Origin of the sequence: Photobacterium sp. SKA34, assembly GCF_000153325.1 — a bacterium.
Classification (GTDB): domain Bacteria; phylum Pseudomonadota; class Gammaproteobacteria; order Enterobacterales; family Vibrionaceae; genus Photobacterium.
This window is the reverse complement of the sequence record NZ_CH724142.1, coordinates 94,157-106,178: the sequence shown is the minus strand read 5'-3', so window position 1 is coordinate 106,178 and position 12,022 is coordinate 94,157. Positions and strand designations below refer to the sequence as shown.

The window sequence follows — 12,022 nt, the reverse complement described above, 5'->3', positions numbered from 1 at the left end:
CGTTTATCTCGCTTAAATTATGACGATGAGAAGATCGTTAATTACCTGAAATCGTATTTTCAATGAGTATATCAATCTGTTTTCTATCAATATCATAAACGCCAGCTAAGTTGCCATATTTAGGTGCATGACGATCATTTAGATAAGGATATTGCCAGCCAGTCGTCGTTGCGACGAACATCTCAGCAAATTGATGTGAAATAGATAAGCATCCGGCTAAAACCGTATCAACATAGGTTTGTGTAATAGGAAACTGCTGACAAGGCGGTAAGGCACTATTATTAATATACACCCAAACTGGTTCTGATAATGTGAGCTGCGGATTTTCTAATAATTCAATCTGTTGTGCAGTAATTTGAATACGTTGATAGCCATGCTCTCTTTGATCAAAATCTCTCAAACCTTTTTCATCAACTTCAATTAACACGCCATTACATACACCTTGTCCCGGCTTTACGACTAAAGGTGCAATAGGATAGCTACCATCAACATTACCCCATGAGCGCTGTAAGCCATGTACTAATGCAGGATAGGTTTTACCTGTATTACCTGTACGCTTTCGCGAGTATTTATTGATCAGGCTTCCATAGCCAAAAATATACATCCAATCACCTTTCTCTCTTTTCGTTACCACAATTGAAAACATTAAAGAATCGACAGAAAGTAAACCATTTCTCTAACTCAAGTTCAAATAGCTCTGGGCTTAATGGTAAAAATCGGATTGAATCACCCGGTTTTAATTGACTAACCAAATTAAGATCGCACTGAGTTATACAACCTAAAATAGGATATCCCCCCAACGTTTGTCGATCATTGAGCAATATAATGGGCTCTCCTGCTGCTGGAAATTGAACCGCTCCCTTTGCTATGGGTTGAGAGATCAATGTCGTCTTATTTGGGAGGATCTTTTCCCCTACAAGCCGATAACCCATGCGATCACTATGTTGACTCACTTGATATTCTGACTGATAAAACTGCTGCTTTTGCTGTGGAGAAAACCACTCTGCTTGATATGATTCAATAATAGATACCGTTAACTTTTCCGCATAATTGGGTATATAGCGTGCGGGTACTGCTTGAAAATGATAAACGTTATTTCCACCATATTTAGAAAGCCGTTGCCCCTCTTTAAGTGACTGACCCGCACCATCTAAACCGCCCAGATGATTCCTAACAACTGTCGATACACTACCTAGACTTTCTTTAACACAAAAGCCACCTTCAATTGCCAAATATGCTCTTAATCCCTGACGTGCATAACCCAACTGCAACACTTGTCCTCGCAATAGGCGTACCGTTTGCCAAGGCATAATTTTTTTTCCATCAACTTTGGCTTGCATATCAGCCCCAGTGAGAGCGATAGTACAGTCGGTGAGAACGTTAAAACTGACTTGCCCTAATGTGATCTCTATTTGAGCCGCATTAGGATCATTATTTAACAATAAATTCCCCCAGCAGAAAGCATGCAGATCCATTGCGCCACCTTGGCTTAATCCATGCTCTGCAACACCATAACGACCAAGATCTTGCAACTGCATTAGCACCCCTGATTCAATGATCTCTAACGCTTCCATAACTGCCCTCCTAGATCTAAAAATTCTTGTTTGGTGATCGCGAAAAATTGCACCTGATCGCCAATTGAAAAAATAGATAACGGGTACTGATCAGCTAAAAATAAGGATTGCGGACAGTTACCAATAATATGCCAACCTCCAGGACTTTGATCGGGATATATTGCGGTTTGGTTATCGGCAATACCGACGCTTCCTGCTGGTATTTGAAGTCGAGGTGACAAAAGTCTAGGCATTGCGATTTCATCATCCACCGAAGATAAAAAAGCAAAGCCAGCAGTAAAACCAATCGCACCTACCTGATAGATTTTATCGCTATGTCGCGTAATGACTTGTTGCTCTGTTAACTGGTTATGATCGGCAACAGTTGCTAAATCTGGCGCAACATCTGGATGATAACAAACAGGTAATTGATGCAATTTTGGTGTTAAATAGCAAGATCCTTTATGACTCTGTTGATGTTCAGCAAACCATTGCTCACTTGCCACAACCAATAAAGAATAACAATCACTGTCCTGCCGAAAATGTAGCATCACTTTAGTATACGAGGGAGTAACATCGATTAATTCACGGACATATTGTGTTTTGATAAACGTCACGTAGTCAGCAATCATGGCTGTTGTTTCAGAGGTAATTTTCTGCCCAAATTCCACCATCATGGCTGATTCAGTTAACCGACTAATAAGCATAATAACGTCCTATTTATTATCATTTGCTGACTGCAATAACTGGGCGATCTCTTTAATTGTCGCAATTGATTCAGGGTTATCACCATGCACACAAATAGTATCAACCTGTAATGTTAATAATTTCCCGCTATGGGTTTTCACTTTACCTTGAGCGAGTTGTAATATTTGCGCTTTTATCAAATCAGGATGGTGATGTACTGCACTAGTTTCATGACGTGGAACCAATAGCCCTTCTGTTGTGTAAGCCCTATCTGCAAACGCTTCAAAAAGTAAAGAAACCCCTTTTTGTTTGGCTATTTTAATATATGCATCGTTATTTGCTCGTGAAAGGACCATAAGAGAAAGAGGGAGAGCACGAGAAGTATTAAGCTTGGCGATAGTTGAAACAATTACTTCGAAAATAGCAGGATCTTGCATCATTTGGTTATATAATGCGCCATGAGGCTTCACATACCTAATAGCCATAGTATTCAGCTGACATAAGGCATCTAGTGCCCCGATTTGATAAGCCACAATATGACTGATTTCATCTAACGTATGGGGAATAGGTCGTCGTCCAAACCCTTCTTTATCGTTATACCCAGGGTGAGCACCTATGATCACGTCATGATGTTTAGCTAAAGTAATCGTTCTTGCCATCACCGTTGGATCGGATGCATGAAAACCGCAAGCAATATTCGCCATATTGATCCATGGCATCACTGATGCATCATCACCCATATTCCAAGCACCAAAACTTTCGCCCATATCACAATTTAATTTCATCATGCTCTCCTTGCAATCATGCCAGAACACTGGCTATCAATAATTATCTTAGCCCTCCGAAGCATCAGAGTCTTTGTGTTTAGCAAAAATATCTTTTCCTTTGTTATTGAAATATTACATAATTCTTACATAAAACACTTTTTTAAATTTGCTAATACGTGACCTTTCAGCCATTCTTGCAACATTGTGAGTAATCGCAAAAATTTAAAGCTAAAGCTGATGATTAATCAGTAATATAGGATTTTTATGAAAAAGTTATTTATTTTATTAGGTGCTGTGACATTGCTTTCTGCATGTACACCGGAGGTAGGCAGTGAAGATTGGTGTAACCAATTAAAAGAAAAACCAAAAGGTGATTGGACAGCGAACGAAGTAACCGAATTTGCTAAAAGTTGCATCATTCGCTTCGGCACTGATAGCGATAAATAACAAAAAAGAGCCTTTAGGCTCTTTTTATTTAATGTATTCACATTACAGACGAAAAAAAAGCTCATCTAATGATGAGCTTTTTTTATTGATGGTGCCCCGGGCCGGACTTGAACCGGCACAGCGCGAACGCCGAGGGATTTTAAATCCCTTGTGTCTACCAATTCCACCACCAGGGCACGCAATTACTTGCGATGGGTAAGACACCATCTATAGATATCGCTTATTAGCAATAACTTTTAATTCTATTTGTATTTTACCTGTTAGGTAAAATTAAGATGGTGCCCCGGGCCGGACTTGAACCGGCACAGCGCGAACGCCGAGGGATTTTAAATCCCTTGTGTCTACCAATTCCACCACCAGGGCACGCAATTACTTGCGATGGGTAAGACACCATCTATAGATACCGCTTATTAGCCATATCTTTTAATTTGGAGCGACACACGAGGTTCGAACTCGTGACCTCAACCTTGGCAAGGTTGCGCTCTACCAGCTGAGCTAGTGTCGCATAATATTCTCAAAGAGAATGGAGGCGCGTCCCGGAGTCGAACCGAGGTCCACGGATTTGCAATCCGCTGCATAGCCACTCTGCCAACGCGCCATTTTATTTCTACCGATAACTGAGTTGCTCTTCGGTATGGGAGGCATTCTACGTAATGTAGCTTTTGAGTCAATACTATTTTAAAAAAATAATGCTAAGCGATTATTTTACAACCAAATTATGTAATTCAGCCTGTGATTTAGTCACCATGAGATATAAAACATCATAACGCTACATCATATCTCGCATTGCTGCTGCAGGGATCACAGCTTTAGAATGATTCTGAACTTTTAAAGTGAGCTCTTTTCCAAGATTGAGTGCATGACGAATGCTTTTACCGCTACTCCTTCCGGCAAGATATCCTGCAATAAACGCATTATCTGCAATATAATCCGTTGTCTGCCCTATTGATTGGATCACAGATATCTTCATCTGTGTATGATGAGCTTTAAGATCACTTATCGGATGGTCGTTATATTGTTTGATAACTAATTCACAACAGTTCGAATGGCTATATCGTTCAACAATACCAAGGCTAGTGCCCCAGATTCGTTGTTCATCTTTTATCTCAATAAACGCAATGTCAATGTAAGGTAATAACTGACATATCCAGTATCTTGCTTGCTGTGGTGTCCACATATGAGGGCGGTATCGATTATCAAAGTAAACTTTGCCACCATCTATTTTATATTTTTCTAACAGTACTAATAACGTTGCTTTTGCTTCATCGGTTAATAATGCAAAGCTCACCGCACTGATATAAATGGCATGATAATTATAGTTACTTAATGCTATTTCAAGTGGCGATGACTCCCTTGAAAAGTAATAACGAGCTGCATTATCTTTATTCCAAAAATGGCGATAACAATGCCCTTCTCTATCTGTCTCTATATAACAAAGATCAGGAAATTTAGTCGAAAGATACCGAACTAAACTAGTATCAATACCTTCTTGCTGCCAACACGATAATAATGATAACGATAACTTATCAGTTCCTACGGCTGTCGCGTAACTGACAGAGATAGCTCGAGACTGTCCGAGCCGAGACAAATACAAGGCTGTATTAGGCACATCCCCACCATACGTTGCATACTTATTGGTGTTATTTATTTCAACAAGCGCTTCACCAAAGAAAACAATTCTCACACGGATACCCCATCGTCAGATATCTAAGATTATGCTTCCATTCATACTCATCGTTATATTGTTTATTAAAGCCTAATACAAATGCCACAAATATTGATAATACAATCATCTAGATTTAAAGTATTTTCAGTTCATTATATGGAATAAACGCAATCTCCATTATTACTATTATTAATAACGTTTTATCAGCTCTCATCGATGAAAATAGATAACGACTGCGAAGATATTTTTGTCTCATTATTTAAAAGAAGCGTCTTAAATTCAGGGGAATTATCTATGCTATTTTTATTGAAAAGATCTCATCATTATATTTTTTATTGCGGCACCTAATCCACAAGATATGATATTTATTTGTTATTATGTTGTTTAACTAAGGAATTTAATTTACATGGAAGTGTAAGATTTTATTCAAGCAATTTTATTTAGTCTTGGTATTCTTCTTTTTGCAATCTCAGCAGGTTTGCAGTTTCATTTATGACTATAAAGTATTATGAGGTTGAAGATGTAGCTGAAAGCAAAATTAAAGCGAGTTTTTTCTCTGCGGCATGTCTATTTGTAGCGCTGTTATCGCTTATCTCTTGATGTAATTAAATTTTCAGAATAATTTGACCAATCTTTTACGCTTGTCCCCGTGATAAGCGTTTAATTCTTCTTCCGTATGCTTTAACCTCATTTATACGTTAAACTTTCACCTATCTATTACTTAATAGCTATCTTAGATTCTTAGCTTTAATGAGCAATAGAACATTGAATAATACAACGCCAACTAAATATTTGCCTTAGATAACGGAAGATGTAATGGAAGCGGAACAAATAGAAATTCTAAATTTTATCTCACAGTATCCGCCTTTTGATACTTTGCCTGAAGAGCAACTTCATCAACTTGCTCTTGAAATCGAAGTCGCTTATTACCGTGCGAACACCATGATATTGAATACTGGCGATAGTATTCATGATCTGTTTTTAATTCGAAGTGGTGCTGTTGAAATATACCGACGTAAAGGCGAGCTCTACAACCGTCTTGATGAAGGTGATATTTTCGGTCAAATGGGCTTGTTGATGAACAACCGTGTCCGAATGCCAGCAAAAGCGCTTGAAGATACTCTACTCTACTGTATTCCCAATACTCTTTTTATTGAGCTTTGCGATAAATACGATAGCTTTGCTGATTTCGTTGAAGTTGAAGACAGTGCTCGTTTACGTCATGCCGTATCAAGCCAACATGATGAAAATGATCTCACCACATCAAAACTAAGAACCTTGATCACTCGCGATGCCGTCATCATTGATCAAAACGAAACCATACAAACAGCAGCACAAACAATGGCTGAAGAAGGCGTTTCTGCATTATTGCTCAGTGACAGTAATGCCACCGATGACGATGATGATAACGATTATGTCACGGGTATTATTACTGATCGTGATTTATGTACCCGAGTATTAGCAGAAGGTATTTCAACCTCAAATCCTGTTTCTTCAGTCATGACAGCAGAGCCCATTACACTCGATCATAATGCTTATGTATTTGAAGCGATGTTGACTATGCTGCGATATAACATTCACCATTTGCCAGTGCTTAGAAACAAACAACCTATAGGTGTAATTAGCGTTTCTGATATTGTTCGCTATGAATCACAAAATAGCTTACTACTGGTTAGTAGTATTTATCAGCAGCAATCTGTAGAAGAGCTCATTCAATTATCAGCGCAAGTTAAAGACTGCTTTGTCCGCATGGTTAATGAAGATGCTAACTCGCATATGATTGGCAGTGCAATGGCAGAAATTGGACGTAGCTTTAAACAGCGTTTATTAGAATTAGCAGAAGAAAAACTCGGGCCACCACCTATTCAATACTGTTTCTTGGCCTTAGGCTCTATGGCACGAGATGAGCAACTAATTGTCACAGACCAAGATAATGCCATTATTCTGGATAATTCCTTCGATCATGATAAACATAATGCGTATTTTGAAGCTCTTGCGACTTTTGTTTGTGATGGCCTTGCTGCCTGTGGTTACAGCTATTGTACTGGCGGCATTATGGCGACAAACCCAGAATGGCGTAAAACCCGTCATGAGTGGGAGCAATGTTTTGCTGATTGGATCGATAATCCAAAACCTCAAGCTTTATTAAACAGCTCTATCTTTTTTGACTTAGGTGGTGTTTGGGGTAGATTACGTTGGGCAAAACAACTTAATGGTTTTATCGTTCGTCGTGCCCGTAATAGCCCTCGATTTTTAGCTTGCCTTGCACGCAACGCAATCAATCGTACGCCACCATTAGGTTTCTTTAAAGATTTCGTAATGGAAAAAGATGGACGTCACAATAACTCGATTAATCTAAAGCGTCGTGGTACAGCGCCATTAGCAGATTTAATTCGTGTCCACGCTCTTGCGGTAGGCTCTCGTTCACAAAACTCGCTGGAACGTTTGGACGACATTATCGATAGTGGAATTTTACCACCAGGACGTGCTCAAGATCTTCGCGATGCCATGGAGTATATTTCATTAGTTCGTATTCGCCACCAAGCATTGGATGTGGAAGAAGGACAAGATCCTGATAATAGTATTGAGCCTGAAAATATGTCTGATTTTGAACGTCGCAATCTTAAAGATACTTTCCAAATTTTAAGCAAAGCCCAAAACTTCGTGAAATATCGCTATCAAGCAACACGATAAGGGTAACTAAGCATGTTTAGAGAAGTATTCAAAAAAACATCATCAACCCACTTCATTCGTAATACGCCAATAGTGGATTGGCAGAAAAAGTTTACGGTACTAGCCCATGATGCTAACGATCAACGCATTAAACAATATTATAAACAGGGTATTTTTAGTGGTGACACCCCATTAAAAGACATTGAATTTGTTGCATTAGATTTTGAAACAACAGGGCTTAATGCTAACAAGGATGACATTATTAGTGTCGGGCTTGTTCCCTTCAATATCAATCGTATTTTTTGCAAACAGTCGCAGCATTGGGTTGTAAAACCAAAAGCAAAACTAGATGAAGACTCTGTCATCATTCATGGCATTACACACTCAGATGTACAAACTGCACCCGATATACGTCGAATTTTAGAAGCTGTATTAGATTCATTAGCTGGTAAAGTCGTAGTAGTGCATTACAAAGCCATCGAACGGCAGTTTATGGATAAGGCATTAAGAGTGCGATTAAACGAAGGTATCCAATTTCCTGTTGTTGATACTTTAGCACTTGAATCACATATCCAAACCCAGCAATACAGTGGTTTTTTAGCAAGATTGAAAGGGAAAAAGCCAGGATCGGTTCGATTAGGAAAATGTAGAATTCGATATGGATTACCAGCTTACCAACCTCACCACGCGTTAACAGATGCATTAGCGACAGCTGAGTTATTACAAGCTCAAATCGCATATCACTTAACCCCAGATACGCCAATTAATCAAATTTGGGAATAAAAAAAACCGCAGTATTAACACTGCGGTTTTTTATTACCATCTTATGATAATTACTTGTACTTTTCTGTTCTAAAGCCAAGCAATAGGCTTACACACATCAGCAATAATATAATGGTAAACGGAAGTGCCGTTGAAATAGTACCCGCTTGAAGCGCTTGAATTGCTTGAGTACCACCTACCCACAACAATGCAATCGCAATTAAGCCTTCAATAACAGCCCAAAATACGCGTTGCGTTACTGGGTTATCAACTTTACCACCAGCAGTAATACTATCGATAACTAGAGAACCTGAGTCTGAAGAAGTAATGAAGAAAACTAAAACTAAACAAACACCAATAACTGATAAAATAGTACCGAGTGGTAAAGCATCAAACATTTGGAACATTGCTAGTGACGTTTCATTCACACCATTTTGGCCTAGAGAACCAATTTTATCGATAATTTGATGAATAGCCTGACCACCAAATACAGACATCCACACAGTTGTAACTAGTGTTGGTACAATCAACACAGCAACCAAGAATTCACGGATCGTTCTACCTTTAGAGATTCGGGCAATGAATGAGCCAACGAATGGTGACCATGAAATCCACCACGCCCAGTAAACTACAGTCCAAGCATGTAGCCAATCCTGATCAGTTCGACCAAATGGATTACTTAATGGAATAAAGTTTTCAACGTAACCTACTATCGTTGTTGGGATAGTATGCATAGACACTGAGAAACCAACAGCACCGACAAACACTAATAAGATTAGCGCCACTAACATGTTAATGTTACTCAATAACTTAACACCGGAGTCGATACCTTGAGCGACAGAATATATGGTAATGATTGTTACACCGATAATAATACCAATTTGTAACTCTAACCCACCATGTGTACCAAATATATGGTTAATACCACTTGCTGCTTGCTGGGCACCAAGCCCTAATGATGTTGCTAAACCAAATAGCGTCGCAAGCACAGCAAGAATATCAATAATATGCCCAGCCCAGCCCCAAGTTCGGTCACCAAGGATAGGATAAAACACCGAGCGAATAGAAAGAGGTAAGCCTTTATTATAAGCAAAAAATGCCATTGATAATGCAACAACGCCGTAAATAGCCCAAGGGTGTAAACCCCAGTGATACATAGTTGCACCCATTGCTACCTTAAAAGCTTCCGGTGTATCTGGAGTCACACCCAATGGTGAGCCACCAGAACCTGTGTAGTAGCCAGCTGGTTCTGCTACACTCCAGAACATTAAACCAATCCCCATCCCCGCGGCAAATAGCATCGCTAACCAAGACATCGTTGAATGCTCAGCTTCTGCGTCTTTACCACCTAAACGGATACGACCATATGGAGAAATTATCAATCCTAGACAGAAAATAACGAAAAAGTTACCAGCTAAGATGAACATTGAATCGAATTTATTTACAATCGCGCTCTTTACGCTATCTAATGTTGCTTTTGCTGTTGCAGGATCGCTGATAAGAATTGCTGCTAAAAAGAGAACAATTAACCCTGCACTGACGCCAAAAACCGCATTATGGACATCAAAGCCCCATTTTTGGACATTATCTTGTCCAATTGTATAGTCGGTATTATTAATACTATATTTATCGTGCTTACTCATTTCTTAAGTCCCGTTATGATTACAGCTCAAATCAAAAATACTTAGTCCTGTAAATAAAATCTGAGCCGCAATATATAACCATTTGATCATTATAACTGTCAATAGACGGGTTAATCGTCTAGTAACAATACATTTGTTATAAAAAAACAACACTCACTATAAAAAGACAGTGACATAGGTAAGATAAATTAGTAGTAATTTATATTGTACTCTAATCACTTCTATCTCAACTTTAGACTATTTTTTTATTGTTGACCGACAAATATAAATTAATCATTAATCGATCTATTTTTCTTTTTATTCAGCACTTTATAGCTAATAACTTATTTACAAACCCATCACTCGTCAAATTCCTGTCACTTTTTAACCATAATACTTCTACTTTGTTATTAACATAATATAACTACGAGTAAACACAGGTTAATCGTAAACGCCCCATGAACCCACGGGGCGATATTTGTTAGTGTTTGAGGTTCCAAGGTAGGAGTGCATCGATATCGGGCTCAGCTTTCGCGAGCTCTTTCATGCACTTGACCATGTAGTCGTAGAGGATAAGGCCGTTGGCTTTCGCAGTCTCGACGATGCTGTAAAGCATCGCACTCGCATCAGCACCATTTGGCGTGTTCGAGAACAACCAGTTCTTTCTGCCAATGACCAGCGGTTTAATTGCGCGTTCAGCGCGGTTATTGTCTATCGATAAGTGACCGTCATCGATATAGCGGATCACCTTCGGCCATTGGCCGAGCGTGTATTTTATCGCTTTACCCAGCGGGCTAGACGCTATCACTTGTTGAGATGTCATCCACTCGTACAACTCGTCCAGTATCGGTTTGCTATGCAGTTGACGTTCTGCTTTTCGTGTTTCGACAGTCGCACCTTTTAAGCGCGATTCTATCCCATAGAGCTTCTGGATTTTGGCCAGCGCTTTATCTGCTTTGCCTGACTTACCTTTACCTTGAAGCTTCTTAGCCTCCATGAACTTTCGCCGTGCATGTGCCATGCAGCCAACATTGGTGACGTGATAAAGACCATCATAGGCACCATAGCCATCGGTTTGTAGATAACCACTGTAATCCCCCAAGAAGGCAACAGGGCATGCCCTCGCGCGACTGTTTTGATAGTCGTACAAGGCAATATTCTTCACATTGGGGAGTGCGGCTTCTGGCGAGTCTGCGCCCGAGCAGTAGAGCCACATGTAACACTGTTTTTCTTCCTTGAGAACATTGAGTGGCGTTTCATCCGCCTGGAACACCACTTGTTGAAGTAGGTGCTCTTTTAGAGCGGCATAGAGTGGTTTGAACTTCTCACTAACTTGGATAACCCATCTGGCCATAGTGGTTCGTGATAGCTCGATTCCCGACTGGGTAAACAGCGACTCTTGGCGGTAAAGTGGCATCGCGTACTGGTATTTGCCAAGAATGATGTTGGCAAGCAAGCTTTCTGTGGCAAAGCTCTTCGGGATAATGCTTTGCGGTGCTGGCTTTTGAACGATGTGATTGCTGTCTTCAGTTTGCTCGCACTGGCGGCAAGCATATTTAGGGCGAACATATTCCAGCACTTTGAGTACGGCTGGCGAAAACTCCAGCTTTTCACTGCTGTCTTCACCGATTTTATGCAGGTCATGATTGCAGCATGCACACTGCTTTTCATGGTCGTCTAAATCAAGTTCGATAACTTCACGAGGTAAGGTCTTTGGAAGAGGCTTACGCTTACCGCGTTTCTTCGTTGTGGTTGTGGTGGTCGTCGTAACCTCAACCTCTTCTTCCTTAGCGGCTTCACATTCCGCTTCGTTGAAGAGGTCACCTTGAGATTCATCGTAGGGCT

General features: G+C 39.9%; 10 protein-coding genes and 4 tRNA genes. 3 read left to right on the top strand and 11 right to left on the bottom strand.

What is annotated here, in order from left to right:
- Window positions 1–37 precede the first annotated feature (37 nt).
- From SKA34_RS09440 to SKA34_RS09425, 4 genes are read right to left on the bottom strand one after another with little or no spacing between them, the layout of a single operon-like run.
- Window positions 38–604 (bottom strand): gamma-glutamylcyclotransferase family protein, encoded by a 567-nt coding sequence (locus SKA34_RS09440; RefSeq protein WP_006645290.1) that lies wholly within the window; start codon window positions 602–604, stop codon window positions 38–40.
- A 4-nt stretch (window positions 605–608) separates the two neighbouring features.
- The gene (locus tag SKA34_RS09435) at window positions 609–1,574 is read right to left on the bottom strand and encodes a biotin-dependent carboxyltransferase family protein (RefSeq protein ID WP_006645289.1); all 966 of its coding nucleotides are present in this window, start codon (window positions 1,572–1,574) and stop codon (window positions 609–611) included.
- The gene (gene pxpB / locus SKA34_RS09430) at window positions 1,562–2,260 is read right to left on the bottom strand and encodes a 5-oxoprolinase subunit PxpB (RefSeq protein ID WP_006645288.1); all 699 of its coding nucleotides are present in this window, start codon (window positions 2,258–2,260) and stop codon (window positions 1,562–1,564) included. The genes SKA34_RS09435 and pxpB overlap by 13 nt, the downstream gene beginning before the upstream one ends.
- Before the next feature lie 9 nt (window positions 2,261–2,269).
- A complete protein-coding gene (locus tag SKA34_RS09425; RefSeq protein WP_006645287.1) occupies window positions 2,270–3,025 on the bottom strand; it encodes a 5-oxoprolinase subunit PxpA in 756 nt (251 codons plus the stop codon).
- 246 nt (window positions 3,026–3,271) lie between these two features.
- Here SKA34_RS09425 and SKA34_RS09420 point away from each other — a divergent pair, with 246 nt between their 5' ends.
- On the top strand, window positions 3,272–3,454 hold the full coding sequence (locus SKA34_RS09420; RefSeq protein WP_006645285.1) for a DUF3012 domain-containing protein: 183 nt from the start codon (window positions 3,272–3,274) through the stop codon (window positions 3,452–3,454).
- 89 nt (window positions 3,455–3,543) lie between these two features.
- On the opposite strand, the gene SKA34_RS09415 is transcribed toward SKA34_RS09420, so the two are convergent.
- The 5 genes from SKA34_RS09415 to SKA34_RS09395 all read right to left on the bottom strand — a co-directional run bounded on the left by SKA34_RS09415 (window position 3,544) and on the right by SKA34_RS09395 (window position 5,138).
- Window positions 3,544–3,630 (bottom strand) — tRNA-Leu (locus SKA34_RS09415).
- A 100-nt stretch (window positions 3,631–3,730) separates the two neighbouring features.
- Window positions 3,731–3,817: transfer RNA gene (locus SKA34_RS09410), tRNA-Leu, on the bottom strand.
- A gap of 66 nt (window positions 3,818–3,883) precedes the next feature.
- Window positions 3,884–3,959, bottom strand: a tRNA-Gly gene (locus tag SKA34_RS09405).
- 19 nt (window positions 3,960–3,978) lie between these two features.
- Window positions 3,979–4,052 (bottom strand) — tRNA-Cys (locus tag SKA34_RS09400).
- 171 nt (window positions 4,053–4,223) lie between these two features.
- A complete protein-coding gene (locus SKA34_RS09395; protein ID WP_006645284.1) occupies window positions 4,224–5,138 on the bottom strand; it encodes a PfkB family carbohydrate kinase in 915 nt (304 codons plus the stop codon).
- A 798-nt stretch (window positions 5,139–5,936) separates the two neighbouring features.
- On the opposite strand from SKA34_RS09395, the gene SKA34_RS09390 reads away from it, so the two are divergent.
- Window positions 5,937–7,814, top strand: coding sequence for a DUF294 nucleotidyltransferase-like domain-containing protein (locus tag SKA34_RS09390; protein WP_006645283.1), 1,878 nt, complete (start codon window positions 5,937–5,939; stop codon window positions 7,812–7,814).
- Window positions 7,815–7,826: 12 nt separating this feature from the next.
- Window positions 7,827–8,576, top strand: coding sequence for a 3'-5' exonuclease (locus tag SKA34_RS09385; RefSeq protein ID WP_006645282.1), 750 nt, complete (start codon window positions 7,827–7,829; stop codon window positions 8,574–8,576).
- A gap of 50 nt (window positions 8,577–8,626) precedes the next feature.
- Here SKA34_RS09385 and SKA34_RS09380 read toward each other — a convergent pair whose 3' ends face one another.
- The gene (locus SKA34_RS09380; protein ID WP_006645281.1) at window positions 8,627–10,198 is read right to left on the bottom strand and encodes a BCCT family transporter; all 1,572 of its coding nucleotides are present in this window, start codon (window positions 10,196–10,198) and stop codon (window positions 8,627–8,629) included.
- Window positions 10,199–10,658: 460 nt separating this feature from the next.
- The coding region (locus tag SKA34_RS09375; RefSeq protein WP_006645280.1) for an IS66 family transposase at window positions 10,659–12,022 on the bottom strand (1,364 nt) is incomplete at its 5' end.